Source organism: Nocardia sp. CDC159, assembly GCF_023740735.1.
GTDB classification, from domain to species: Bacteria; Actinomycetota; Actinomycetes; order Mycobacteriales; family Mycobacteriaceae; genus Nocardia; species Nocardia pulmonis.
In genome coordinates this window covers 225,080-249,068 of record NZ_JAMRXH010000003.1, presented here as the reverse complement: position 1 = coordinate 249,068, position 23,989 = coordinate 225,080, and the positions used below count along the sequence as shown (strand labels likewise).

The following is a 23,989-nucleotide window of genomic DNA, read 5'->3' as shown; positions in this document are numbered from 1 at the left end:
GGCGTATGATCGGCCCATCGGTGAGAAGGGCGCCGGGGGACAGATGAGCGATGCGGTGGCAGCGGGCTGGGACGAGTTCGTGCGAGCGCTGGCCCGCTGTCTGTCCGAGCTGCCCTCCCGTGCCACGCTGATCATCGCCGCGCCCGGCAATCGCTATGTGCAGTTCCTGCAGTACGACATCCGGCTGACGGTCGAACTCGCGGGCAATCACTATCTGGCCGTACCGATTTCCGCGTCGGCCGAACGTCGATTACGCGAGCTCGGCTGGAGTGCGCCGGTGCCCGCGCGCGAGGTGGAGAACTGGCGCCGCATGCTGTTCTGGCCGATCTCGCGGACCGGATTGCTGCAGTTGGCCGGGGCGGTGGCGTTCGGTCTGCACGAGGCGCTCGGCGTCGAATCACCGAGCGATCTGCGCGCGATGGGCTGGACCGAGGCGTCCGGGGAGCTGGATCTGACCGTACTGGGCCCGATCGCGCGGCGGCGCGTCCTCTGAGTCGTAGCCCGCGTCCTGTCCGGTCGTGACCGGATCGTCATCCGGCCGCATCCGACACCTGAAGTTCACCTTCTGTTTTCATGAAATTTTGACATCGTTCGTGATTATTTAGTGGAAGACTGGAAAGTCCGCCAGCGCCGCCCGAGGGGAGAGTGAGTCTCGATGATCCGTCCCAACTTCCGAACCGGTGACCACCGCCCCTGGTTGCCCGCGCTGCGCGCGTACGCGCGTCGCACGCTGGCACGCCGCACGCTCACTCGCGAGGAGCGCCGCAATATGGCGGCCACACAGCGCCCGGCGGCGGTCTTCAGTGCCTCGCTGGGATGCCATCCGCATATCTGAGCGGTCGTGAAAAGGCCGACGCCCCAGGGCCGCTGGGGCGTCGGTAAGAGTAATGAGAGCTAGCCGACCAGGTTCCTGCGCAGTTTCAGAATGGTGCCCGGATCCAGGCCCAGGCCGTCGGTGAGGTACCGGCCGAAGTCGCCGATCCTGCTCAGCGCGGTGTCGAGATAGGCGTCGCGCACCTCCTGCAGCGGGATCAGCAGATCCGGATGCTGCATCAGCCCCGCCTGTCTCACCTGTTCGCGCAGCCTGGCATCGGCCGCCGCGCGATACTCGTTGGACTTCAGATAATCCTGGCGCGCGGTCTGTTCCGGCACGCCGACCGCGCGCAGCGCGATGTAGGTCACCCAGCCCGTGCGATCCTTACCGGCCGTGCAGTGGAACAGGGTGGGCCGGTCGGTATTGGCCAGATCGCGAATCGTCTGCCCCACTTTGGCTTTGGTATCCGGATCGGTGGCCAGGCTGACGTACATGTTCTGCATGATCCGCTCGGCCCCACCGTTACCCAGCGTCGCCTCCTGCCGCGCGTAATCACGCGACTGGATCAACTGCAGCATCAGCAGGAACATCCCGGTATCGCTGGTCGGCCGCGCCACCAGCGGCACCCCCGCGGGCAACTTGTCCGCCCCCAGGAACTGCACCTCCTGCGGTGTCCGCAGATCGATCACCTGCTTCAGCCGCAACGCCGCGAGTTTCTGCACATCCGCCTCGGTCAACGACTGCAACGAATCCGACCGAATGGCCTTGCCGGACCTGACCGTCTTCCCGTCATAGGTGCGATACCCACCGATGTCCCGGGTGTTGACCGCCCCCTGCAAATCGATTTTGCCCCCCGCGGCGAGCTGCACCTCCGGCTGGGCGGTGACACTCGTCGCGGTCAACGCAAAGACGGCCGCGAAAGCCCCCAACAATGAAATGAACGATATCCTCATGCCGGGGGAGAGTAGGTGGCCCCGACATGCGCCCGGCGGCGTTCTGTGGTAACGCCCCGCTGGTCGGGACCCGGATCGGCACTCACCGAGATTCCCGCTGGACAAACGCCGAAAACACCGAGGCCCCAGCCGATTTCGGCGGGGGCCTCGGAAGCGCTTGCTACACCGTAGCCTACACGTCGAAGTACAGCTCGAACTCGTACGGGTGCGGCCGCAGGTTCACCGGAGCGATCTCGTTGTCGCGCTTGAGCTGGATCCAGGTCTCGATCAGGTCCTCGGTGAAGACGTTGCCCTCGGTGAGGTAGTCGTGGTCCTGCTCGAGGCGGTCGATGACCGAGGCCAGGCTGGTGGGGGCCTGCGGGATGTTCTTGGCCTCCTCCGGCGGGAGCTCGTAGAGGTCCTTGTCGACCGGGGCCGCGGGCTCGATCTTCTTCTTGATGCCGTCCAGGCCCGCCATCAGCATGGCGGCGAAGGCCAGGTACGGGTTGCCCGAGGAGTCGGGGGCGCGGAACTCGATGCGCTTGGCCTTCGGGTTGTTGCCGGTGACCGGGATGCGCACGGCGGCGGAGCGGTTGCGCTGCGAGTACACCAGGTTGATCGGGGCCTCGTAGCCCGGGACCAGGCGGTGGTAGGAGTTCACGGTCGGGTTGGTGAACGCCAGCAGCGACGGGGCGTGGTGCAGGATGCCGCCGATGTACCAGCGGGCCAGATCCGACAGGCCGCCGTAACCGGCCTCGTCGTGGAACAGCGGCTTGCCGTCCTTCCACAGCGACTGGTGCACGTGCATGCCCGAGCCGTTGTCGCCGAACAGCGGCTTCGGCATGAAGGTGACGGTCTTGCCCTCGGCCCAGGCGGTGTTCTTGACGATGTACTTGAACAGCATCAGATCGTCGGCCGCGCCCAGCAGGGTGCCGAACTTGTAGTTGATCTCGGCCTGCCCGGCGGTGCCCACCTCGTGGTGGCCGCGCTCGAGCTCGAAGCCCGCGTTCTGCAGGTTGGTCGAGATCTTGTCGCGCAGGTCGACGTAGTGGTCGTAGGGCGCGACGGGGAAGTAGCCGCCCTTGTTGCGGACCTTGTAGCCGCGGTTCAGGGTGCCGTCCGGGTTGAACTCCGCGCCGGTGTTCCAGGAGCCCGAGATCGACTCGATCTCGTAGAAGGCGCCGTTCATGGCCGAGTCGTAGCGGATGGAGTCGAAGATGTAGAACTCCGCCTCCGGGCCGAAGAACGCGGTGTCGGCGATGCCGGTCGAGCGCAGGTACTCCTCCGCCTTGCGGGCGACGTTGCGCGGGTCGCGGCTGTAGGCCTCGCGGGTGAACGGATCGTGGACGAAGAAGTTCAGGTTCAGCGTCTTGGCGGCACGGAAGGGATCGATGCGCGCGGTCGAGAAGTCGGGCAGCAGCAGCATGTCCGACTCGTCGATGGACTGGAAACCGCGCACCGAGGACCCGTCGAACGCCAGACCCTCCTCGGCCAGATCGGCCGTGAAAGCCTTCGCCGGGATCGAGAAGTGCTGCTGCACACCGGGGAGGTCGGTGAACCGGACGTCGACGTATTCGACCTCCTCCTCCTTGATGTACTTGATGACCTCGTCGGCCGTGCTGAACGCCACTTAGTACTCCTTACGGATCGGTTCCCAGCCAGTGCCGCTTGCTGGGTGTCGTCGCAGAACGCTATGGATGCGGTGTTTCCCGGTAATCAAGATTGTGTTTCGCCAGTGTTACACGTGCCGCCAGGCTGAAGACCGCGCTGTTCGCGCCTCTCGCAGGCGTCGCGGCCGGTCACCGATGGGTGTCCGGTCGGCACGGCACATCCTGCCACCAGGGCGGTGCGCCGACTCGGGTACACCCCGCAAATATTCGGTAAGGACGAGTGGGTCGGCCGGGTGCCGCCGAGAGTGTACCGCCCGCAAGGACTTTCGTCCGGACGGGTCGGGTGGTCCCGGACCGCGTCTCGCGCACGGTCGCCACGACGGGCTCCTGGGCGTCCTCGGGGACCAGATGTCCCGCACCGGGCCGCGGTGGGCCGGGCCGCGCTGCCTAAGCTGGAGTCATGGCACGAATTACCGGTTCCTGGCTGTCCGGGCCGAATGCGGCCGATCCGGGGGAACCCGCCCCCGACGAGTATCCGGGCAAACTGCTGGGCCTACCGGAATCCGGCGTCGGATCGCTGGCGCCCATGGGCCGCCGCATCCTCGCCCTGTTCGTGGACTGGTTCATCGCCATGGGCATCGCCGCCCTGATCGCGCGCGGCAGCGGCACGATCAACACCGTCACGCTGCTCACCTGGTTCGTGATCGGCCTGGTCACGGTGACGCTGTTCGGCTTCACCCCCGGCCAATTCTTTCTCCGCATGCGCGTCATCCGCATCGACGCCGCCGCCCCCGTCGGCTTCGTCCGCGCGCTGGCCCGCCAGGTCCTGCTGATCTTCGTCGTCCCCGCGCTGTTCACAGATTCCGACGGCCGCGGCATGCACGACCGGGCCACGGGGACCGCGCTGATCCGGCTGCGCTGAACCGGGCTACCTCACCGATCGATCGCACCTGGCGGCCCTGGTGCGGGACGGAGGTGCGATCGGGCTTCGGGTCAGCGGCGTCGGATGCTGCGCTGCACGCCGCGCATCTTCGCGCCCGCGGGCAGCGGGCCCTTGGGCAGGGCCGGGCCGCCGCGGGTGGCGAGGGCGGACAGGCGGCCCTCGATGAGATCGATGCGCTTGGCGTCGATGTTGCGGGGGAGTTTGGTGAGGTAGCGCTGCAGGTCCTTGAGCGGGACCTGACCCTCCTCGTTGCCGATGATGATGTCGTAGATGGGGGTGTCGCCGACCAGGCGGGCGGTGCGCTTCTTCTCCTGGGCCAGCAGCGATTTCACGCGCTGGGGGGAGCCCTCGGCGACCAGGATGACGCCGGGCAGGCCGATCGCGCGGTGCACCGCGTCGAGCTGGGTGGTGGCGGCGATGCCGTTGCTGACCCGCCACTTGCCCTGCAGGTTCTCCAGGACCCAGGCGGCCGCTCCGGCCTGGCCCTCGGCCTTGGCGTAGACGTTCTTCTGCACGCGGCGGCCGAAGATGATGAACGCCACCAGCGCGCCCAGCAGCAGGCCGATCGGCAGCAGGAACCACTGCAGGCCGAAGAACAGACCGATCACGAACAGCACCACGGCGATGCCGACGAACGCGCCGATCATCAACGGCAGCAACAGCTTGTCTTCCTTGCGCTGCATCTGGAACGCCTGCCAGAGCTGCTGACGCCGCTCCTTCGACGCCTGCTTGCGCGCCGCCTTCGCCGCGGCCTTCGCTTCCTTCGACGGCTTACCGCCCTTACCTGCTGCCATGGTTCTCAGGATAGTGGGAACCGGTCAGGCGTTCGGCACCCGGATAGTCCTCACGCCGACGCCTTGGCCTGCGCCCGGATGCCGTCGGCGATCTGGGGCGGCATCGGCTCGTGGCGGATGTAGGCGCGAGTGAACTGGGCCGCGCCGTGCGAGATCGAGCGCAGATCGATGGCGTAGCGGCTCAGCTCCAGTTCCGGGACCTCGGCGCGGACGGTCGTGCGCCCGGCGCTCACCGGTTCGGTGCCCAGCACCCGCCCGCGGCGGCTGGACAGATCCGACAGCACCGCGCCGACGTAGTCGTCGGACACCGTGACACTCACCTCGGCGATCGGCTCCAGCAGATTGATCCGCGCCGCCGCGGCGGCCTCGCGCAGCGCCAGCGCGCCCGCGGTCTGGAAGGCCGCATCGGAGGAGTCCACCGAATGCGCCTTCCCGTCGTAGAGCGTCACCCGCACATCGACCAGCGGATAGCCCGCCGCCACACCCTTGAGGGCCTGGGCGCGCACGCCCTTCTCCACCGACGGAATGAACTGGCGCGGAACGACTCCGCCCACCACCTTGTCCACGAATTCGATACCCGAGCCCTCCGGCAGCGGCGCGACCTCGATCTCGCAGATGGCGTACTGGCCGTGCCCGCCGGACTGTTTGACATGCCGCCCGCGCCCGGTCGCGGTGCTCGCGAACGTCTCCCGCAGCGCCACCTTGTGCTCGACGGTGTCGACCTGCACCCCGAACCGCGACCGCAGCCGCTCCAGCGCCACCTCGCGATGCGCCTCGCCCAGACACCACAGCACCAGCTGATGGGTCTGGCCGTTCTGCTCGAGCCGCACGGTCGGATCCTCGGCCACCAACCGGCTCAGGCCCTGGGAGAGCTTGTCCTCGTCGGCCTTGCTGTGCGCGCGAATGGCCACCGGCAGCAGCGGTTCGGGCATCGGCCAGGGCTCGATCAACAGCGGAGTGTCCTTGGCTGACAGGGTATCCCCGGTCTCGGCATGGCCGAGTTTGGTGACGCAGGCGATATCGCCGGCGATGGCCTGGCCGAGCGGGCGTTGCTGTTTGCCGAACGGGGCCGAGACCGCTCCCACCCGCTCGTCCAGGTCGTGGTTGCGCTCGACGTCGGGCCCGTGCCCGCACACGTGCACCGTCTCGTCGGGGCGCAGTGTGCCGGAGAACACCCGCACCAGCGACAGCCGCCCAACGTAGGGGTCGGAGGCGGTGCGGATGACCTCGGCGGCGAGCGGGGCCCGCGGATCGCAGGTCAGCGGCTTCGGGCCCGAACCGTCGGACGGACAGCTCGCCGAGACGGGATGTTCGGCGGGCGTGGGAAATCCGCGCGTGATCAGATCCAGGATCTCGACCATGCCCAGCCCCTGTTTGGCGCCCTCGGGCGGGGGCGCGGCGATCAGGATCGGATGGAAGCTGCCGCGTGCGACGGCGCGCTCCAGATCGGTGACCAGCGTGGTGAGATCGATCTCCTCGCCCTCGAGGTAGCGATCCATGAGCGATTCGTCCTCGCTCTCGGCGATGATGCCCTCGATCAGGCGCCCGCGCGCGGAGTCGATCAGCTCGTTCTGCTCCGGGGTGGGTTCGGTGCGGGTGTGCTCCCCGGCGGAGTAGTCGAAGACCTGCTGGGTGAGCAGATCGATGAGCCCGGTGACGGGGCGGTGGCCGTCGGCGGCCTTCGGGCCGTACACCGGAAGATGCAGCGGCAGCATACTTTCCGACGCTCCGCCGCCGAGGATTTCGCGGCAGGTTTCGGCCAGCTCCTCGAAATCGGCCCGGGCGGCGTCCAGATGGGTGATGACCAGCGCGCGCGGCATGCCGACCGCGGCGCACTCCTCCCACAGCGCCAGGGTCTGCCCGCCGACGCCGTCGGCGCCCGCGGCGGCCGAGACAACGAAAAGGGCCGCATCCGCTGCTCGCAGACCGGCCCTCAATTCGCCGACGAAATCGGCATACCCTGGTGTGTCCAGCAGGTTGATCTTCATCCCGTTCCAGAACACGGGGACCACCGACAGCTGCACCGAGCGATGTTGTCGCTGCTCGATGTCGTCGTAGTCCGACACACAGGTGCCGTCCTCGACCCGTCCGGCCCGGGTGACCGCCCCGGTGGCCACGGCCAGCGCCTCGACCACGGTGGTTTTCCCGGAACCGCTGTGCCCGACCAGCGCCACATTGCGGATGTCCGCCGGACGCTCGACCATCGCTGCTCTGCCGTTGCCGCCGGCAGCTGCGCTCGCCTTCTCGGCCATGTGGCCCTCGCTCCCCGAGTACGACATGTGCGGTTCATCCGAGCTTCCCACCGCGGACCACGGCCTGTCAGCGATTCGAAAGATCCCGAGGCGGTTGGGGATACAACAAACCCGCGGGTCGGCGCCGGAACGCGACCCGCGGGCGGTGCGAGGAGGGTGATCAGGAACCGAAGCGCGCCAGCACCGAGGTCGCCTCCTGCGCCGCGCTGCCCTCCTCGGCGAGATGGGCCATCTCGGCGGGCAGTTCGCGGCCGTGGTGGGCCAGGGCCTGGGCGTAGAGCCGGCCCGCGCGGTAGGAGGAGCGGACCAGCGGGCCCGCCATGACGCCGGCGAAGCCGAGTTCGGTTGCGACGCGGGAGTGTTCGACGAACTCCTCCGGCTTGACCCAGCGGTCCACCGGATGGTGACGCGGCGACGGGCGCAGGTACTGGGTGATGGTGAGGATGTCGCAGCCCGCCTCGTGCAGGTCGCGCATGGCCTGGGTGACCTCCTCGGGGGTCTCGCCCATGCCGAGGATGAGGTTGGACTTGGTGACCAGTCCGGCCGCGCGCGCGGCGGTGATCACGGCCAGGGAGCGCTCGTAGCGGAAGGCCGGGCGGATGCGCTTGAAGATGCGCGGGACGGTCTCGACGTTGTGCGCCAACACCTCCGGACGCGCGGAGAACACCTCGGCCAGCTGATCGGGATCGGCGTTGAAGTCGGGGATCAACAGCTCCACGCCGGTGTTCGGGTTGAGCCGCTTGATGGCGCGCACGGTCTCGGCGTAGAGCCAGGCGCCGCCGTCCTCCAGATCGTCGCGGGCGACGCCGGTGATGGTGGAGTAGCGCAGGCCCATCGCCTGCACGCTCTCGGCGACGCGGCGCGGCTCGTCGCGGTCGAGCGCGGCGGGCTTACCGGTGTCGATCTGGCAGAAGTCGCAGCGGCGGGTGCACTGCTCGCCGCCGATCAGGAAGGTGGCCTCGCGGTCCTCCCAGCATTCGAAGATGTTCGGACAGCCCGCCTCCTCGCAGACCGTATGCAGCCCTTCGCGTTTGACCAGGCCCTTGAGCTCGGAGTACTCCGGGCCCATGGTGGCGCGGGTGCGGATCCACTTGGGTTTGCGTTCGATCGGAGTCTGGGCGTTGCGTGCCTCGATACGAAGCAGCTTGCGTCCGTTCGGCTGAGCTGGGTTCAGCCCGCCGTCCTTCGGTGTCGGGGTGTCGACTGAGGTCACTGAACCGATGCTACGCCCGTCTCATTCGGCCTTGGCGGGTGCTCCGGCAGCCGCCCCGACCGGTGTGACGCGCGCAATAGTGTGATCGGATACGGGCAGGTCGCCGTCGAGCGCGCGGACGATCGCGGCGGCCACCAGCGGGCGCACCTCCGCGACGGTGACCTCGCGGCCCAGTTCCCGGCTCAGCGTCGTCACCCCGGCGTCGCGGATGCCGCAGGGCACGATCGCGTCGAAGCCGTCGAGGGCGGAGTCGCAGTTGAGCGAGATGCCGTGCAGGGCGACGCCGCGTTGCACGCGCACGCCGATCGCGGCCACCTTGCGTTCGGGTCGCAGATCGTCCGCCGGAACCCAGACCCCCGAGCGGCCCTCGATCCGCCCGCAGATCACGCCCAGACCGCCGCACACGCTGATCAGGGCCTCTTCCAACCGGCGCACGTAGTTCACCACGTCGACGGGTTCGGCGAGCCGGATGATCGGATAGCCGACCAGCTGGCCCGGGCCGTGCCAGGTGATCTTGCCGCCGCGGTCGACCCGCACGACCGGGCTGCCGTCCACGGGCATGTCCTCGGGTTCGGTGCGGCGTCCGGCGGTGAAGACCGATGGATGCTCGAGTAGCAGCAGATGGTCCTGGCCGCGGCCCTCGGCGCGTTCGGCGGCGATCTCGCGCTGCAGATCCCAGGCCCGCTGATAGTCGATCAGGCCCAGATCCTCGACGACGACCGGTGTGCTGTCGTAGCGGGCGGATTCGACCGTGCGCCGGGTGGCCGGGATCGCCGGGGTCGCCGACGTGTCAGGCGTGCTCTGTAAGGACGGCTCGCTCACGACTTCGACGGTACGCCATGGTCGCCTACGACGGCGACGCGCCCGTGCGGCCGGATCGGGCCCACCGCCTCGCCTCTCGATCGGCTACCGATCCCCGATATCGCGCAGCGGGATGGCCACCGACCCCGTCATGTCCTCCGGATCGGACGCGAGCGTGAGTTGCATGAGCGTCAGGTCCAGCCAGCGGCCGAATTTGTGGCCGACCTCGGGCAGTTCGCCGACCGTGCGGAAGCCGAACTTCTCGTGCAGCCGGATCGAGGTGGTGTTGGTCGATTCGATGGCCGCGACCATCGCATGCACCGCGCGGCGGCGCCGCGCGCGCGCCAACAATTCGGCGAGCAGGGCGGTGGCCACGCCGCGGCCCTGGAACCGGTCGGCCACGTAGATCGAGTTCTCCACGGTGTACCGGAAGCCCACCTTCGGCCGCCACTGTGAGTACGTGGCATACCCCGCGACGGCACCGTCGATCTCGGCCACCAACACCGGGTATCCCTTGGCCACCCGCTCGCGCCACCACCCCAGCCGCTCGGCGAGATCGACCGGTTCCTCGTCCCAGATCGCGGTGGTCTCGGCGACGGCCGCGTTGTGGATCGCCAGAATTTCCGGCAGATCCCGTTCCAGCGCCTCGCGGACGATCGCCCGCCCCTGCTCACTCACCGGCCCACGATAACGGCCTACCGGTCGGCAGAGCAGTCGAGGCCGCACCCTTTCCCGCGCTTCGCACCTTCTGTGGCCGTCCGCAACGGGTGCGAAGCGCGGGAAAGGGTGCGGCGATCGGAAAGCGGTGGGGTGGTTCAGGGGTGGCGGTCGAGGACCGAGGCCAGGGCCTGGCCGATGGTCTGGTGTTGGAATGTGTAGCCCGCGTCCTCGAGGACCGCGGGAATCGCGCGGGGGCTGCGCAGGATCGCCTCCCGGGCGAGTTCGCCGATCAGCAGGCGCAGGGCGAAGGCGGGGACGACCAGGGGTGCGGGGCGGTGCATGGTGCGGGCCAGGGCGCGGCTGAATTCGGCGTTGGTGACCGGGGCGGGGCCGACCAGGTTCACCGGGCCGTGAATCTCGGTGTGGGCGAGGAGGAATTGGATCGCGCCGATCTCGTCGTCGAGGGAGATCCACGGGACGTATTGGCGGCCGTTGCCCAGGCGGCCGCCGAGTCCCAGCGAATACAGCGGCTCCAGCATGCGCAGCATGCCGCCCTGCCGGGACAGCACGACGGCGCTGCGCAGCGTCACCACGCGCACCCCGGCCTCGGCGGCGGGTTCGGTGGCGGCCTCCCAGTCGGCGCACAGCGTCCCCAGGAAACCACTTCCGCCGGGGGCGGATTCGGTGATCACGCGGTCACCGGTGTCGCCGCCGTAGTAGTGCACGCCGCTGGCATTGACCAGGGTCGGCACCCCCGCGGCGGCGACGGCGGTGGCCAGCACATCGGTCGGAGTGATCCGGCTGTCGCGCAGCTCCTGTTTGTAACCGCCGTTCCAGCGGCGCGCGCCGATGCCCGCGCCGCACAGGTTGACCACGGCATCCGCGTCGCGCAGCGCCCGCTCGGGGAGTTGCGCGCGCACCGGATTCCAGCCGAATTCGTCACGGGCCGCGGCGGGACGGCGCACGAGGCGTATCACCTCGTGCCCGTCGCGCCGCAGCGCCGCCACGAGTGCCGTCCCGATCAACCCGGACGAACCGGCGATCACGACCTTCATGCGGCCGAACTACAGGCCCAGATCCGCGTCGAAGGCCGCTTCCTCGAGCCGGTGCTTGATGGTGGTGAGGAAGCGTCCGGCATCGGCGCCGTCGATGAGCCGGTGATCGTAGGTCAGCGGCAGGTAGCACATCGAACGGATGCCGATGAACTCGTCGCCGTGTTCGGAGATCACCATGGGCCGCTTCACGATCGCGCCCGTGCCCAGCATGGCCGCCTGCGGCGGAACCAGGATCGGGGTGTCGAACAGCGCGCCCTGGCTGCCGATGTTGGTGATGGTGAAGGTGCCGCCCGCGAGCTCGTCCGGCTTGAGGCCGCCGGTGCGGGCGCGGCCCGCGATATCGGCGATCGCGCGGGCCAGCCCGGCCAGCGACAGGTCGCTGGCGTTGTGGATCACCGGGGAGAGCAGGCCCTGCTCGGTGTCCACGGCGATGCCGAGGTGGACGGCCGAGTGGTAGGTGATCTCCTTGGAGTCCTCGTTGTAGGAGGCGTTGACGTTCGGGTGCACGCCCAGCGCCTCGACCGCGGCCTTGGCGAAGAACGGCAGGAAGGTCAGGTTGACGCCCTCGCGATTCTTGAACGCGTCCTTGGCCTTCGCCCGCAGCGCCGCGATCTTGGTGACGTCGACCTCGTGGGTCTGGGTCAGCTGCGCGGCGGTGTGCAGCGACTCGAGGGTCTTGGCCGCGGTGATCTGGCGGATGCGGCTGGCCTTCTGGGTGGTGCCGCGCAGCGCCTGCAGCTGCGGGCGCACCCCGGCCGGGGCCGAGGAGGCGGGCGCCTTGGGCGCGGCGGCCGGAGCCGCGGGGGCCGACGGTGCCGGGGCAGCGGCCGCGGGGGCCTGCTTGGCCTCGGCGGCAGCGAGCACATCCTGCTTGCGGATGCGGCCACCGACGCCCGAACCCTGCACCGACGCGAGGTCGACATTGTGCTCGGCGGCCAGCTTGCGCACCAGCGGGGTGACGTAGGGGGCCTCGCCGTTGCCGGAGGACTGCGGTGCCGGGGCCTGGGCAGCGGGCTGCGGGGCCTGCTGCGGCTGCGGGGGCTCCTGCTTCGGCGCTTCCTGCTTCGGGGCCTCCTGCTTGGGCGCCTCCTGCTTGGGGGCCTCGGGCTTGGGCTGCGGGGCCGGGGCCGACTGCTGGGCGGGCTGACCGCTGCCGATCACACCGAGCTGACCGCCGACGGCGACGACGTCGTCCTCCTGCGCGGTGATCTCCAGCAGGGTTCCGGCCACCGGCGAGGGGATCTCGGTGTCGACCTTGTCGGTGGACACCTCGAGCAGCGGCTCGTCCACGGCGACCTCGTCACCGACCTGCTTGAGCCAGCGGGTGACGGTGCCTTCGGTGACCGACTCACCGAGCTCGGGCATCTTGACCGGGGTGCCCTCGGCGGGGCCGGACGAGGCGGCGGGCTGCTGGGCCGCGGGCTGTTCGGCGGGCTGCTGCTGGGCCGGTTCGGGTTCGGGCTCGGGCTGCTGGGCGGGGGCCTGCTCGGCCTGCGGGGCCGGGGCGGAATCCTGGGCGGGCGCCTCGTTGGCGTCGCCGATCACACCCAGCTCGCCGCCGACCTCGACGACGTCGTCCTCCTTGGCCACGATCTTGGTGAGCACACCTGCCGCGGGCGACGGGATCTCGGTGTCGACCTTGTCGGTGGACACCTCGAGCAGGGGCTCGTCGACCTCGACCGTGTCTCCTTCCTGCTTCAGCCACCTGGTCACAGTGCCCTCGGTAACGCTCTCACCAAGAGCTGGCATCTGGACGGAGAAGGCCATGTCCGTTGACTCCTCTAACTGCTCGACGGGTCTACAACAGTTCGTCTCTCGGCGGGCGCCCACCGCGGGTCGCGGCGGATGTCCGAACGCCACCGAACATTCTGTGTGGCACCGGAGATCCGTGGGTTCTTGTTCCGACTCTCCATCCTTGCACTCGTCGCCTTGGGCCGTGGCACAGGGCGGTCGTGTTGGGCGAGGATGCCGGGCGGGCCGTCCGTCGGGAATGTCGCGATTCCTGGCACTATCGATGCACCGGGTGTGAACATCTCCGGTGCAGGAAGAGGAGGTGGGCGGAGATGGGTTTGCTGGATCGTTTCCGCCGCGGCGGACGGGGCGGGATCGCCGATGCGAACGACGCCCGGTACCTGGCCGACTGGGTACGCACCCATATCGGCGTCGAGGCATACGTTGAACCCAAGACGACTGTGACCGATGTCACAGTCGTGCTGGTGGCCGCGGACGGCGAATGGACCCGCCGCATAGTGGGTGAACAGGGCGCGCGCCGCCTGTCGAGCTGGCTCGGCATCCCGGTCTACGACGTCGCGCGCACCGGCTACCCCCAGCGCATGCGCGACTACGACGCCCGCCGCCGGATCGAGCGCAGGCGGGCGCTGGAGGACGAACTGCGGGACCCCCGGCTGGACTGATCGAAAGATTTACCGTGCCTTAGGAATTCGGGTGCCCTGTCGTCCGGCCTGCCGGCCGGACGACAGGGAATCGAGGGGCCTCCCCGTGCCAGGAAATCGTGGGGAGGCTTCTCGCCCGAACTATTCCGAGGCGATGTCGTCCAGCACGGCGATCAGTGTCCGCACGGGAACGCCCGTGCCGCCCTTGCCGATGTAGCCGAACGGCCCGCCGGTGTTGTACGCCGGACCGGCCACGTCGAGGTGGGCCCACTGCACGTTTTCGGGGACGAACTCCTTCAGGAACAGGCCTGCCGAGAGCATGCCGCCCCAGCGGTGCGGGGCGACGTTGGCCAGATCGGCGACCTTGGAGTTGAGATCGGCGCGCAGCTCGGCGGGAAGGGGCATGGCCCAGGCGTTCTCACCGATCTGCTGGGAGATGCGCGCGACCCGGTCGCGGAATTCGTCGGTGCCCATCACGCCGGGGGTGCGGGTGCCGAGGGCGACCATCTGGGCGCCGGTGAGGGTGGCGACGTCGATGAGGTAGTCCGGATCGTCCTCGCCCGCGCGCACGATGGCGTCGGCCATGATGAGCCGACCCTCGGCGTCGGTATTGATGACCTCGACCGTGATGCCGCCGTACTGGGTGAGCACATCGCCCGGCCGCTGCGCGGTGGCCGAGGGCATGTTCTCGGCCATCGGCACGGTCGCGGTGACGGTGATCGGCAGGCTCAGCCGCGCCGCCAGCAGCGTGGTGGCGATGACCGCCGCCGCGCCGCCCATGTCGGAGGTCATGTTCTCCATGTTCGCGGCGGGCTTGATGGAGATGCCGCCGGTGTCGAAGGTGACGCCCTTGCCGATCAGCGCGACCTTCTTGTCGCCGCCGCGATAGGTGAGTCGGATCAGCCGCGGCGGCCGCGAGGAGCCCTTACCGACGCCGAGGATGCCGCCGTAACCGCCTGCCTCCAGGGCGTTCTCGTCTAGCACCTCGACCTCGAGTCCGGCCGCCTCGGCCAATTGCTGTGCCCGGGAGGCGAATTCGGCCGGATAGAGATGGCTCGGCGGAGTGTTCACGAAATCACGGGTGGTGGCCACCGCCTCGGCGATCGCCTGCGCCCGGAACAGTTCCTCCGCGCCGGATTCCGGTGTGGGCACCAGGAATTCGACCCGCCGCACCGGCTGCTCGTCCGGCTTGGGCGCGGACTTGTCCGACTTGAACGGCGTGAAGCTGTAGGCGCCGAGATAGAACCCCTCGGCCGCCGCACCCAGATCCAGGCCCGACAGCGTGGTCACCGCCGTCCCGACCCCGGTCAGCGCCCGCCCCGCCGCCCCCGCGGACTTGCGCACCTGCTCGGCATCGACCTGATCGGCCGCCCCCAGCCCCACCGCCAGCACACTGGTCACCCCGAGTCCCTCCGGCGCGGGCACCCGGGTCAGTTCCTCCCCCTTCCCCTTGGCCCCCACCGCCCGCAACTGCTCGACCAGCACGTCCCGCGCATCCCCCAGCACATCCTCGAAGGCGTCCGAGGGCGCGAGCTCGGGCCCGTCCTCCCCATTGAACAGTCCCACGACAAGCACATCGGCATCCCCGATGCCGACCACCCGGGCCAGTTCCGGCCCGAGCGAACGATCTGCAACACCAGTCATGGCGACCAGGCTACTGAACACCGTCCCGATCTTCGCCCGCCGGGAAGTACCGCCGCGCGACCCCGTCGAGCAACAGTGCGAGGCCATGGTCGAGCAGGCGATCGAAGTCGACGTCGAGGCCGTCCGCGTGGCCGGTGAAGTGGCGGAACAGGGTCGGATGGGATTCGGCGGTGACCAGGTCGATCACCTGGGCGCGAACCTGTTCGGCCGCCGCGGATCCGGTGCCGACGGGGCGGTGTTCGGAACCGGGGAGCAGGGCCAGGCCCTGGACCAGGGCCGAGATCGACAGGTAGATCGCCAGCATGGATTCGCCGGACATGCCGGGGCGGTCGAGGGCGGCGAAGGAGCGTTCCAGGACGTCCAGGAGGGCCGGGCCCATCGGCGGTCGGGTCTGGGCCAGGACGGCCAGCATCCATGGGTGGCGTTGGTAGAGCTGCCATTCCGCGCGGGCCTCGGCGGTCAGGCGGGTGCGCCAGTCGTCGGCCGGTGGGGGAGTGGGGGCCTGGGCGAGGGTGAGTTCGGCCATCTCCGACAGGAGGGTGTCGCGGTCGGGGAAGTAGCGGTAGAGGCTCGCGGTCGCGACGCCCAGTTCGGTGGCGAGGCGGCGCATCGTCACCGCGTCGAGGCCCTCGTGGTCGGCGAGTTCGATTGCGGCGCGGACGATTCCGACCGCGGTGAGATGTCGGGGGCGCGGCGGGCGGCGCGGCGGGGTGGCCGCGCGACGGGCGCGATAGGCGCGGGCCTGGCAGGAGCGCGAGCAGTAGCGGCGGCGGCGACCGCGGTCGGCCCGGGCGCACGGTTCGCCGCAGACCGCACATGCCCGCTCCCTTTTCATCACAGCTACAAGTGTGACGAAATTGTCGATCATCCGCAGCTGCCTGCCTACCTTGGCGAGTGCACACAGTGTTCACGAAGGGAGACGATCGATGACGACGAAGCCGTGGGTGCGCCGGGCGGAGCCGAGCGAGGCCGAGGAGGTCGCGCGGGCCTTCGCCGCCGCCAGCGTCGACGAGGTGGTGACCGCGTGGATTCTGGCCGACCAGCCCGACTTCGCCGCGGCCTACCGCGAGGAGTACGTGCCCGAGATGATCGCGACCGCCCTGCGCGACGACGAGGTGTGGATCGCGGGCGCCGACGACGAGATCTGGACGATCTCGGTATGGCAGAAGGTGGTCGGCCCCGACCGCCTCGCCGCCGACCTGCAGCGGGCCCGCGCCCTGTTCGACAGCGCGCCGGTGCAACCGGCCCGCCGCCTGCTCGCCCTCACCAACGTCATGGCCGAGACCCATCCCGCCGAATTCCCGCACAGCTACCTGCAGGTCATCGTCACGCTTCCGCAGCACCGCGGTGCGGGCGGCGGCGCGGCCATCGTGACCGAGCGCGCCAAGGCCGCGGCCGACGCCGGACGGCCCGCCTACCTGGAGGCCAGCACCGAACGCTCGGCCCGCCTGTACGCCCGCTGCGGCTTCACCCACACCGGGGCCCTGATCCACCTACCCGAGGGCGGACCCATCCTGCGTCCCATGTGGTGCCGCGGCTGAGATCCGCCCGCCCGGAATCGTCCGGTTAAGCTCGCCACGTGACCGACACGAACCTGCTGCAAGGCCCGATTCACGATGTGCACGTCGAGCTGGGTGCGAGTTTCGCGCCGTTCGGCGGGTGGGAGATGCCCGTTCAGTACGGCGGGACGGTGGCCGAGCACACCGCCGTGCGCGAGGCGGTCGGCGTGTTCGATGTGAGTCATCTCGGCAAGGCGACGGTGGCGGGACCGGGGGCGGCGGCATTCGTGAACTCGGCGCTGACCAACGACCTGGGCCGGATCCGGCCGGGGAAGGCGCAGTACACGCTGTGCTGTACCCCCGGGGGCGGGGTGATCGACGATCTGATCGCCTACTACGTCGGCGACGACGAGGTGTTCCTGGTGCCCAACGCCGCCAATACCGCCGCGGTGGTGGCCGAGCTGCGCAAGGCCGCGCCGGCGGGCATCACCGTCACCGAACAGCACCGCGACTTCGCGGTGTTCGCGGTGCAGGGGCCCAAGTCGGCCGAAGTGCTTGCGGGACTGGGACTTCCGACCGACATGGAATATATGGCCTACGCCGACGCGGACTGGGACGGCCGCCCGGTGCGGGTGTGCCGCACCGGCTACACCGGCGAGCACGGCTACGAGCTGCTCCCGCGCTGGGCGGATGCGGAACCGCTGTTCCGGGCGCTGCTCGAGCGGGTGCGGGCGGCCGGTGGCCAACCGGCCGGGCTCGGGGCCCGCGACACCCTGCGCACCGAGATGGGCTACCCCCTGCACGGACACGAACTGTCGCTGGACATCTCGCCCGTGCAGGCCCGCTGCGGCTGGGCGGTGGGTTGGAAGAAGCCCGAGTTCTGGGGCAAGGCCGCGCTGGAACAGGAGAAGTCGGCGGGGCCGCGGCGAATCCTGTTGGGGCTCAAGGCACTCGATCGCGGGGTGCTGCGGCAGGGGCAGGCCGTGCTGCGCGGGGATCAGATCGTCGGCGAGACCACCTCGGGCACCTTCTCGCCCACGTTGAAGATCGGTATCGCGCTGGCCCTACTGAACACCGACGCGGGTCTGGAGCCGGGGGACCAAGTGGAGGTCGACGTCCGCGGCCGCCGCCTGCGCGCCGAGGTCGTGCGTCCCCCCTTCGTCACCCCCCACACCTCCTAACCCCCGCAGAGCCGCACCCTTTTTCGCGCTTCGCACCCCCTACGGGCGGCCACAACCGGTGCGAGAGGCGGGAAAGGGTGCGAGGCTCGGTGAGCGTGTCGCTAAACGGGGGTGGGGGACGGTTGGGGGGTGCTGAGCACTCTGCACAGCACCCCCGATTGGTTCTATTCGATTTGCCGGACCGGGCATCGTGACCTGGGCAGGGCGTTCTAGGATCAGCAGCATGACCGTTGCTGCGCAGTTCACCCGTGTTCCGCATCCCGCCCCAACGCCCGCGCAGCGACGGCAGGAAATTCTCGCGGCGCCCGGTTTCGGGCGCTATTTCACCGATCACATGGTGAGCCTGGACTATGTCGACGGCCAGTGGGTCAACGGGCGCGTCGAGCCCTACGCACCGCTGTCGCTGGACCCGGCGACCATGGTCTTCCACTATGGTCAGGCCATTTTCGAGGGGCTCAAGGCGTACCGGCAGGGCGACGGCAGCATCGCCACCTTCCGCATCGACGCCAATGCCCGCCGCTTCCAGAATTCGGCGCGGCGCATGGCCATGGCCGAACTGCCGGAGGAACTGTTCATCGAATCGGTGCGCCAGTTACTCGAGGTGGACGGCGACTGGGTGCCCGCCGCGGGCGGTGAGGAGTCGCTGTACCTGCGGCCGTTCATGGTCGCCACCGAGTCCGGCCTCGGCGTCAAACCGGCCGCGGAATACAAGTACCTGTTGCTGGGATCGCCTGCGGGACCGTACTTTCCGCGCGGCCTGAAGCCGGTGCGGGTGTGGCTGTCCACCGAATACGTGCGCGCCGCCCCCGGCGGCACCGGTGAGGCGAAGGTCGCGGGCAATTACGCCGCCTCGCTGCTGGCCCAGAAGCAGGCCGCGGACAAGGGATGCGATCAGGTGGTCTGGCTGGACGCCACCGAGCACCGCTTCGTCGAGGAGATGGGCACCAACAATCTGTTCTTCGTCTTCGGTTCCGGCTCGCAGGCGCGGCTGGTGACCCCCGAGCTGTCCGGTTCGTTGCTGCCGGGCATCACCCGCGATTCGCTGATCAGCCTGGCCGCCGACTCCGGCTACCAGGTCGAGGAGCGCAAGATCTCGGTCGAGGAGTGGCGCAAGGGCGTGGAGTCGGGACAGATCACCGAGGTCTTCGGCTGCGGCACCGCGGCGGTGATCATCCCGGTCGCCTCGGTCCGCTCGGCCGAGGGCGAATTCACCATCGGAAACGGCGAACCGGGCGAGGTGACGATGGCGCTGCGCGATACGTTGACCGGTATTCAGCGCGGCACCTTCGCCGACATTCACAACTGGATGCGCGAGCTGGCGTGAGTCGTCAGCCTGGCATCAGCATGTGCCACTGTTCGAGGGTCTGCGGGCGCAGTACGTAATTGTTCCCGCGGACCGCGGACAGCGCCGCGCTGGGCTCCTGGGAATACCAGTGGCCCGGATAAACGATCGGATCGCCCGGTAGGTCGGCGAGATAGCGCAGGCTGCGGAACATCTCGTCGGAATCGCCGCCCGGGAAATCGGTGCGGCCACAGCCGTCGATGAACAGTGTGTCCCCGGCCACGAGGCGACCGTCGAACAGGAAGCACTGGCTGCCGGGGGTATGGCCGGGCGTGAGCAGCAATTCGATCTCCAGCCCGCCGACGCTCACCTTGTCGCCGTGCTCGTGCCCGGTCAGCTCGCTGGGCGCGATGCCGGTGACATTGGCGATCCAGGGCAATTCCAGCTGCTGCACATGCACCGGCACCTGGGTCCGGTCCAGCAGTTCACGCACCCCGCGCAGGGTGAAACCGAGCATCGATCCGCCGACGTGGTCGGGGTGGTGGTGGGTGGCCAGCACACCGGCCACCCGCATTCCGTCCGCCGCGGCGAGATCGACCAGATCGCCCGCCGCGTACGCCGGGTCCACGACCACGCAGTCGCCGGTCTCGCGATCACCGATCAGATACGCGAAATTGCGCATCTGGGTCGCGATCGGATCACCGATCGCCCAATCCCGGCCGGACAGCAGCTGACGAAAATACACGCGGTCGGATGACATGCGTTCCACCCTATTGCTCGCTGGCGAATTTCGCGCATCCCGGCGCACTGTGAACCTTCACTGCGCGCGCGGGCATTCCTTCGGACACGGCCGCCGATTTTGCGAATTGCCCAGTTCGACCGTGCTCGGCGCGAATCCACCTGCGGCGCAGTGAATCAGTGCAGCACAGTGCTGATCTCGTCGGCCGCCTCGGGGCCGTAGGCGGCGCGGATACGTTCGAGGGCCGCGTCGCGGTCCAGCGTCCACTCCTGCGGACCGTCGGTCTCCAGCACGAGCACGGCCACCAGCGAACCCAGCTGCGCGGACCGCTCGAGGCTCAGTCCGGCCGTGTGCCCGGTGAGGAATCCGGCCCGGAACGCGTCGCCGATGCCGGTCGGATCGACCTTCGAGGTCTCCGGTACCACCTCGACATTGATCTCGGTGCCGTCCCGGTCGGTGATCTGCACGCCCTTCGGGCCCAGGGTGGTGATCCGGATGCCGACGAGCCCATCGATATCGTCGAGGCTCAGCCCGGCCTTCTGCCGCAGCAGGCCCAGTTCGTACTCGTTGGTGAACAGATACGTCGCACCGTCGATCAGCTGCCGCGCCTGCTCGCCGTCGAGGCGGGCCAGCTGCTGGGAGGGGTCGGCGGCGAACGGGATGCCCAGCTCCCGGCACTCCGCGGTGTGGCGCAGCATCGCGTCCGGATCGTCCGCGCCGATCAGCACCAGTTCCAGCGCACGGCCGCGGGCCACCTCGGCGATGGAGATGTCGCGGGCCTCGCTCATCGCGCCCGGGTAGAAGGCGGCGATCTGGGCCATGTCGTCGTCGGTGGTGCAGATGAACCGGGCGGTGTGCGCCTTCTGCGAGACGTGCACCGCCGAGCAGTCCACGCCGTGCTTCTCCAGCCACTCCCGGTACTCGCCGAAGTCCGGGCCGACCGCGCCCAGCAGCAGCGGGGAGCGGCCGAGCAGGCCCATGGCGTAGGTGATGTTGCCCGCCACGCCGCCGCGGCGGATCGACAGATCGTCGACGAGGAAGCTCAGCGATACGTGCTCGAGCTGGTCCGCCAGCAGTGCCTCGGAGAACTTGCCCGGGAAGTGCATGAGGTTGTCGGTCGCGATGGAACCGGACACGGCGATCGTCACTGGGGGTCCTTTGTGGTGCGCTGGGCGGTCGTCGGTAACGTACACCGTCCAGCGGCGATCTCACCAGACCAAGGTGCTGGGGGTCTCACCCGACGGTTTCCGTTGTGCCGCAGGGAATCTGGGCCCCGGGCAGACGTCAGCGCGGAACCTCGGAGCAGGATCCGCGCTGACGGGTTCGTCCGATATGGGTTAGTTGAAGCTGTCGCCGCAGGCGCAGGAGCCGGTGGCGTTGGGGTTGTCGATGGTGAACCCCTGCTTCTCGATGGTGTCGACGAAGTCGATCGAGGCGCCCTGCACGTAAGGGGCGCTCATCCGGTCGACGGTCAGCGTGACGCCACCGAAATCGGCCGTAAGATCGCCGTCCAGGGTGCGATCGTCGAAGAAGAGCTGGTAGCGCAGACCGGCGCAGCCGCCGGGCTGCACGGCGATCCGCAGCGCCAGATCGTCACGACCCTCCTGATCGAGCAGCGCCTTCGCCTTCGAGGCGGCGGCCTCGGTCAGAGTCACACCGTGGGTGGCGGTCTCGTTCTGCACAGTCATGAACTCTCCTAGGGACCTGTGTTACCCGTGAAACGGCTCGCGCAATGTCAACGCCACTTCGCGGGTGGCTATTTCCAATCTTGCCACTCGAATCGTCCGAGTGGGAGCGTCGACCCCCCTGGAGTGGCCGTCGGGCAGGTCGTGCCGACCGTCCGGGCCGAACCGGATTTCCCGGTTGATCTGCTATCGAATAGCCTGGTCGGCGTGAAGTTCCTCCGCCGCGGCGATGCCAGCACCACTGACGACCTCGCCGACGAGACCTCGGCCGCCACGAGCGACGATTCCGACGGCGGCTCGGCCACCTCCAACCGGTCGGCCGCCACCGCCGGTAAGGGCAGGCCCACCCCCAAGCGGCGCGATGCGCAGGGCCGCAGGCGCGGCCCGGTCGCGCCCGCGCCGATGACGGCCAAGGAGGCCCGGGCGCGCCGCAAGGCCGCGCGCGGCACCCGCGCGGAGCGCAAGGCGGCCGCCGCCGAGCGCCGCCGCGATGCCGCCGACCGCCGCCAGCGCATGCTCGCCGGTGAGGACAAGTACCTGCTGCCGCGCGATCGCGGTCCGGTGCGCGCCTACGTCCGCGACCTGGTGGACGCGCGGCGCAATCTGGTGGGCCTGTTCATGCCGCTGGCGCTGCTGATGATCATGACCATGTTCCTGGCCCCGGTCGTGCAGGGCTACGTCACCCTCGGCATGACGGTGATGTTCGTCTTCATGCTCGGCGAGGGCGTGCTGCTCGGCCGCACCATCAACCGGCGGGTGCGCGAACGCTTCCCGGAGCACACCGACCGGCCGTTCTCGCTGGGGTGGTACGCGTTCGTGCGCGCCTCGCAGATTCGGCGGATGCGGGCGCCGAAGCCGCGCGTCAATCCTGGTGACGCTGTGTAATTGGCCTCCGCTTCGCTCCGGCGTGTTCGCGGCCCTCATGTCTCGTCGCTGCGCGGTCGAGACTCGCGCTTCGCGCATGCGCTGTGTTCGATGGCCGCTCCTTCGTCGCGGCGTGTTCGCGGCCCTCATGTCTCGTCGCTGCGCGGTCGAGACTCGCGCTTCGCGCATGCGCTTCGACCGCGCAGCGACGAGACGGCCGCGAACGGTCGCTCGTAAGACTCGCTCCGGACCGGGTTGGGTGGGGCGGACGTCGACATCGTTTGGTGCTCGGTCAGCCGTGTTCGTGCACGGACTGTTCGCGCATGGAGATGATGGCGCGCAGTTCGGCGTCGACGCGGTCGGCGTCGCGGTCGGTTACGTCGGTCCAGCCGAGCAGGGGCAGGGTGAGGTTGTGGCGGAGGAACAGGGAGGGGGCGGCCAGGGCGGTGATCATGGCCGCCGCGGCGGCGAGGAGAAGTAGCGATGCGATCATGGCAGTAAGTTTTCGCTCATCCAGTTGCTGCCACCAGTGGCGGGAATGTCATTGTTCGTAAAGATTCGGCCAAGTACACTCGGGGCATGCTCTCGAAGGTCGCGGTCGTGCTCAACGAACGGCTCGCCGTGTTCGAATTCGGTGTCGTCTGTGAGGTATTCGGGCTCGACCGCGGTGACGACGGGCTGCCCGTCTTCGATTTCCGGGTCTGCGGGGCCGAGCCCGGCAAGCCGCTGCACTCGTCCTCGCCCGGGGTTTCGGTGACTCCCGAATACGGCCTGGACCAACTGCTCGACGCCGACCTGGTGGCCATTCCCGCCTTTCCGGTCGACGATTCGGAGCGGATCGATCCGCGGGTCGTCGACGCCGTGCGCGAGGCGGCGGCGGCCGGGGCGACCGTGCTGACGGTGTGCTCGGGCGCGTTCCTGGCGGGGGCCGCGGGGCTGCTGGACGGGCGCAAGTGCACCACGCACTGGCGCTATGTGGACAAGCTGGCCGAGATGTATCCGGCCGCGACCGTCGATCCGGACGTGCTGTTCGTCGACGAGGGTTCGCTCATCACCAGCGCGGGCACCGCGGCCGGTATCGATGCCTGCCTGCATCTGGTGCGCCGCGAGCTGGGCAGCGCGGTCGCCAACAAGATCGCTCGGCGGATGGTCGTGCCCCCCCAGCGCGACGGCGGGCAGCGCCAGTTCATCGAACAGCCCGTCCCCGAATGCAATTCCGACAGCCTGCGCAGCACCCTCGAGTGGATGAGCGAACATCTGGACTTCCCGCATTCGGTGGAGGACCTCGCCGCCCGCTCGGCCATGTCCACCCGCACCTTCGCCCGCCGCTTCGTCGCCGAGACCGGCACCACGCCCGTCAAATGGCTCACCAACCAGCGCGTCCTGCTGGCCAAACATCTGCTCGAGGGCACCGCCCTCGACCTGGAAACCATCGCGGGCCGCTGCGGCTTCGGTTCCGGTGCGCTCCTGCGCCACCACTTCCAGCGACTGGTCGGCATCGCGCCGACCGAATACCGCCGCCGCTTCGGTCAGCTCGGTCCGGTACCGGTCGCGCCGTGAGGAGGAAGGGATGCTGGCCTCGGCCACGGGCACGTGTCGCCGACCCCTGGCACGGTGTCCCGATATCC

24 protein-coding genes are annotated in these 23,989 nt (G+C 69.1%); 9 read left to right on the top strand and 15 right to left on the bottom strand.

Features of this window, described 5'->3' with window-relative positions:
- Window positions 1–43 precede the first annotated feature (43 nt).
- Both NDR87_RS08090 and NDR87_RS08085 read left to right on the top strand, forming a co-directional pair.
- Window positions 44–493, top strand: coding sequence for a hypothetical protein (locus NDR87_RS08090; RefSeq protein ID WP_251910502.1), 450 nt, complete (start codon window positions 44–46; stop codon window positions 491–493).
- Window positions 494–655: 162 nt separating this feature from the next.
- A complete protein-coding gene (locus NDR87_RS08085; protein ID WP_251910501.1) occupies window positions 656–835 on the top strand; it encodes a hypothetical protein in 180 nt (59 codons plus the stop codon).
- A 59-nt stretch (window positions 836–894) separates the two neighbouring features.
- On the opposite strand, the gene NDR87_RS08080 is transcribed toward NDR87_RS08085, so the two are convergent.
- Complete coding sequence (locus tag NDR87_RS08080; RefSeq protein WP_251910500.1) at window positions 895–1,716, bottom strand: tyrosine-protein phosphatase; 822 nt, start codon at window positions 1,714–1,716, stop codon at window positions 895–897.
- A gap of 223 nt (window positions 1,717–1,939) precedes the next feature.
- Window positions 1,940–3,376, bottom strand: a complete 1,437-nt coding sequence (glnA, locus tag NDR87_RS08075) for a type I glutamate--ammonia ligase (RefSeq protein WP_251910499.1) — start codon at window positions 3,374–3,376, stop codon at window positions 1,940–1,942.
- A 440-nt stretch (window positions 3,377–3,816) separates the two neighbouring features.
- Here glnA and NDR87_RS08070 point away from each other — a divergent pair, with 440 nt between their 5' ends.
- A complete protein-coding gene (locus NDR87_RS08070; protein ID WP_251910498.1) occupies window positions 3,817–4,278 on the top strand; it encodes an RDD family protein in 462 nt (153 codons plus the stop codon).
- 71 nt (window positions 4,279–4,349) lie between these two features.
- Here NDR87_RS08070 and NDR87_RS08065 read toward each other — a convergent pair whose 3' ends face one another.
- The 7 genes from NDR87_RS08065 to sucB form a co-directional block, all read right to left on the bottom strand.
- Window positions 4,350–5,093, bottom strand: coding sequence for a DUF4191 domain-containing protein (locus tag NDR87_RS08065; RefSeq protein ID WP_251910497.1), 744 nt, complete (start codon window positions 5,091–5,093; stop codon window positions 4,350–4,352).
- Window positions 5,094–5,143: 50 nt separating this feature from the next.
- A complete protein-coding gene (locus NDR87_RS08060; protein WP_251910851.1) occupies window positions 5,144–7,345 on the bottom strand; it encodes an elongation factor G-like protein EF-G2 in 2,202 nt (733 codons plus the stop codon).
- A gap of 160 nt (window positions 7,346–7,505) precedes the next feature.
- Window positions 7,506–8,558 (bottom strand): lipoyl synthase, encoded by a 1,053-nt coding sequence (gene lipA / locus NDR87_RS08055; RefSeq protein ID WP_251910496.1) that lies wholly within the window; start codon window positions 8,556–8,558, stop codon window positions 7,506–7,508.
- 21 nt (window positions 8,559–8,579) lie between these two features.
- On the bottom strand, window positions 8,580–9,329 hold the full coding sequence (gene lipB / locus NDR87_RS08050; RefSeq protein WP_251910850.1) for a lipoyl(octanoyl) transferase LipB: 750 nt from the start codon (window positions 9,327–9,329) through the stop codon (window positions 8,580–8,582).
- A 135-nt stretch (window positions 9,330–9,464) separates the two neighbouring features.
- Window positions 9,465–10,037 (bottom strand): N-acetyltransferase family protein, encoded by a 573-nt coding sequence (locus NDR87_RS08045; protein ID WP_308212064.1) that lies wholly within the window; start codon window positions 10,035–10,037, stop codon window positions 9,465–9,467.
- Between the two features lie 137 nt (window positions 10,038–10,174).
- Entirely contained in the window at window positions 10,175–11,074 is a 900-nt protein-coding gene (locus NDR87_RS08040) for a TIGR01777 family oxidoreductase (protein WP_251910495.1), read from the bottom strand.
- A gap of 9 nt (window positions 11,075–11,083) precedes the next feature.
- Window positions 11,084–12,841 carry a 2-oxoglutarate dehydrogenase, E2 component, dihydrolipoamide succinyltransferase gene (gene sucB / locus NDR87_RS08035; RefSeq protein WP_251910494.1) on the bottom strand — a complete coding sequence of 586 codons (1,758 nt, stop codon included), beginning with the start codon at window positions 12,839–12,841 and terminating at the stop codon, window positions 11,084–11,086.
- A 296-nt stretch (window positions 12,842–13,137) separates the two neighbouring features.
- Between sucB and NDR87_RS08030 the strand changes: the two genes are divergently transcribed.
- Complete coding sequence (locus NDR87_RS08030) at window positions 13,138–13,488, top strand: oxidoreductase (protein WP_251910493.1); 351 nt, start codon at window positions 13,138–13,140, stop codon at window positions 13,486–13,488.
- 120 nt (window positions 13,489–13,608) lie between these two features.
- Here the strand turns inward: NDR87_RS08030 and NDR87_RS08025 are convergent, their stop codons facing one another.
- Both NDR87_RS08025 and NDR87_RS08020 read right to left on the bottom strand, forming a co-directional pair.
- The gene (locus tag NDR87_RS08025; RefSeq protein ID WP_251910492.1) at window positions 13,609–15,111 is read right to left on the bottom strand and encodes a leucyl aminopeptidase; all 1,503 of its coding nucleotides are present in this window, start codon (window positions 15,109–15,111) and stop codon (window positions 13,609–13,611) included.
- 10 nt (window positions 15,112–15,121) lie between these two features.
- Window positions 15,122–15,946 (bottom strand): TetR/AcrR family transcriptional regulator, encoded by an 825-nt coding sequence (locus NDR87_RS08020; protein ID WP_251910848.1) that lies wholly within the window; start codon window positions 15,944–15,946, stop codon window positions 15,122–15,124.
- A 91-nt stretch (window positions 15,947–16,037) separates the two neighbouring features.
- Between NDR87_RS08020 and NDR87_RS08015 the strand changes: the two genes are divergently transcribed.
- The 3 genes from NDR87_RS08015 (at window position 16,038) to NDR87_RS08005 (ending at window position 19,115) form a co-directional block, all read left to right on the top strand.
- On the top strand, window positions 16,038–16,652 hold the full coding sequence (locus NDR87_RS08015; RefSeq protein ID WP_251910491.1) for a GNAT family N-acetyltransferase: 615 nt from the start codon (window positions 16,038–16,040) through the stop codon (window positions 16,650–16,652).
- A 38-nt stretch (window positions 16,653–16,690) separates the two neighbouring features.
- A complete protein-coding gene (gene gcvT / locus NDR87_RS08010) occupies window positions 16,691–17,791 on the top strand; it encodes a glycine cleavage system aminomethyltransferase GcvT (protein ID WP_251910490.1) in 1,101 nt (366 codons plus the stop codon).
- A 223-nt stretch (window positions 17,792–18,014) separates the two neighbouring features.
- On the top strand, window positions 18,015–19,115 hold the full coding sequence (locus NDR87_RS08005; RefSeq protein WP_251910489.1) for a branched-chain amino acid aminotransferase: 1,101 nt from the start codon (window positions 18,015–18,017) through the stop codon (window positions 19,113–19,115).
- 4 nt (window positions 19,116–19,119) lie between these two features.
- On the opposite strand, the gene NDR87_RS08000 is transcribed toward NDR87_RS08005, so the two are convergent.
- From NDR87_RS08000 to NDR87_RS07990, 3 genes are all read right to left on the bottom strand, one after another.
- Window positions 19,120–19,833, bottom strand: coding sequence for an MBL fold metallo-hydrolase (locus NDR87_RS08000; RefSeq protein ID WP_251910488.1), 714 nt, complete (start codon window positions 19,831–19,833; stop codon window positions 19,120–19,122).
- 155 nt (window positions 19,834–19,988) lie between these two features.
- Window positions 19,989–20,960: a carbohydrate kinase family protein gene (locus NDR87_RS07995; protein ID WP_251910487.1), complete on the bottom strand. Its 972-nt coding sequence runs from the start codon at window positions 20,958–20,960 to the stop codon at window positions 19,989–19,991.
- 189 nt (window positions 20,961–21,149) lie between these two features.
- A complete protein-coding gene (locus tag NDR87_RS07990) occupies window positions 21,150–21,500 on the bottom strand; it encodes an iron-sulfur cluster assembly accessory protein (RefSeq protein ID WP_251910486.1) in 351 nt (116 codons plus the stop codon).
- Between the two features lie 204 nt (window positions 21,501–21,704).
- Between NDR87_RS07990 and NDR87_RS07985 the strand changes: the two genes are divergently transcribed.
- On the top strand, window positions 21,705–22,382 hold the full coding sequence (locus tag NDR87_RS07985; protein WP_251910485.1) for a DUF3043 domain-containing protein: 678 nt from the start codon (window positions 21,705–21,707) through the stop codon (window positions 22,380–22,382).
- Window positions 22,383–22,653: 271 nt separating this feature from the next.
- On the opposite strand, the gene NDR87_RS07980 is transcribed toward NDR87_RS07985, so the two are convergent.
- Window positions 22,654–22,854: a hypothetical protein gene (locus NDR87_RS07980; RefSeq protein WP_251910484.1), complete on the bottom strand. Its 201-nt coding sequence runs from the start codon at window positions 22,852–22,854 to the stop codon at window positions 22,654–22,656.
- 86 nt (window positions 22,855–22,940) lie between these two features.
- Here NDR87_RS07980 and NDR87_RS07975 point away from each other — a divergent pair, with 86 nt between their 5' ends.
- Window positions 22,941–23,921: a helix-turn-helix domain-containing protein gene (locus NDR87_RS07975; RefSeq protein WP_251910483.1), complete on the top strand. Its 981-nt coding sequence runs from the start codon at window positions 22,941–22,943 to the stop codon at window positions 23,919–23,921.
- Window positions 23,922–23,989 lie beyond the last annotated feature (68 nt).

Bases quoted from the DNA above. Each gene is read 5' to 3' on its own strand.
- NDR87_RS08090 (WP_251910502.1), top strand. From the start codon at position 44: ATGAGCGATGCGGTGGCAGCGGGCTGGGACGAGTTCGTGCGAGCGCTG.
- NDR87_RS08085 (WP_251910501.1), top strand. From the start codon at position 656: ATGATCCGTCCCAACTTCCGAACCGGTGACCACCGCCCCTGGTTGCCC.
- NDR87_RS08070 (WP_251910498.1), top strand. From the start codon at position 3,817: ATGGCACGAATTACCGGTTCCTGGCTGTCCGGGCCGAATGCGGCCGAT.
- NDR87_RS08065 (WP_251910497.1), bottom strand. From the start codon at position 5,093: ATGGCAGCAGGTAAGGGCGGTAAGCCGTCGAAGGAAGCGAAGGCCGCG.
- NDR87_RS08060 (WP_251910851.1), bottom strand. From the start codon at position 7,345: ATGGCCGAGAAGGCGAGCGCAGCTGCCGGCGGCAACGGCAGAGCAGCG.
- NDR87_RS08040 (WP_251910495.1), bottom strand. From the start codon at position 11,074: ATGAAGGTCGTGATCGCCGGTTCGTCCGGGTTGATCGGGACGGCACTC.
- sucB (WP_251910494.1), bottom strand. From the start codon at position 12,841: ATGGCCTTCTCCGTCCAGATGCCAGCTCTTGGTGAGAGCGTTACCGAG.
- NDR87_RS08030 (WP_251910493.1), top strand. From the start codon at position 13,138: ATGGGTTTGCTGGATCGTTTCCGCCGCGGCGGACGGGGCGGGATCGCC.
- NDR87_RS08025 (WP_251910492.1), bottom strand. From the start codon at position 15,111: ATGACTGGTGTTGCAGATCGTTCGCTCGGGCCGGAACTGGCCCGGGTG.
- NDR87_RS08020 (WP_251910848.1), bottom strand. From the start codon at position 15,946: ATGAAAAGGGAGCGGGCATGTGCGGTCTGCGGCGAACCGTGCGCCCGG.
- NDR87_RS08015 (WP_251910491.1), top strand. From the start codon at position 16,038: ATGACGACGAAGCCGTGGGTGCGCCGGGCGGAGCCGAGCGAGGCCGAG.
- NDR87_RS08005 (WP_251910489.1), top strand. From the start codon at position 18,015: ATGACCGTTGCTGCGCAGTTCACCCGTGTTCCGCATCCCGCCCCAACG.
- NDR87_RS08000 (WP_251910488.1), bottom strand. From the start codon at position 19,833: ATGTCATCCGACCGCGTGTATTTTCGTCAGCTGCTGTCCGGCCGGGAT.
- NDR87_RS07990 (WP_251910486.1), bottom strand. From the start codon at position 21,500: ATGACTGTGCAGAACGAGACCGCCACCCACGGTGTGACTCTGACCGAG.
- NDR87_RS07980 (WP_251910484.1), bottom strand. From the start codon at position 22,854: ATGATCGCATCGCTACTTCTCCTCGCCGCCGCGGCGGCCATGATCACC.
- NDR87_RS07975 (WP_251910483.1), top strand. From the start codon at position 22,941: ATGCTCTCGAAGGTCGCGGTCGTGCTCAACGAACGGCTCGCCGTGTTC.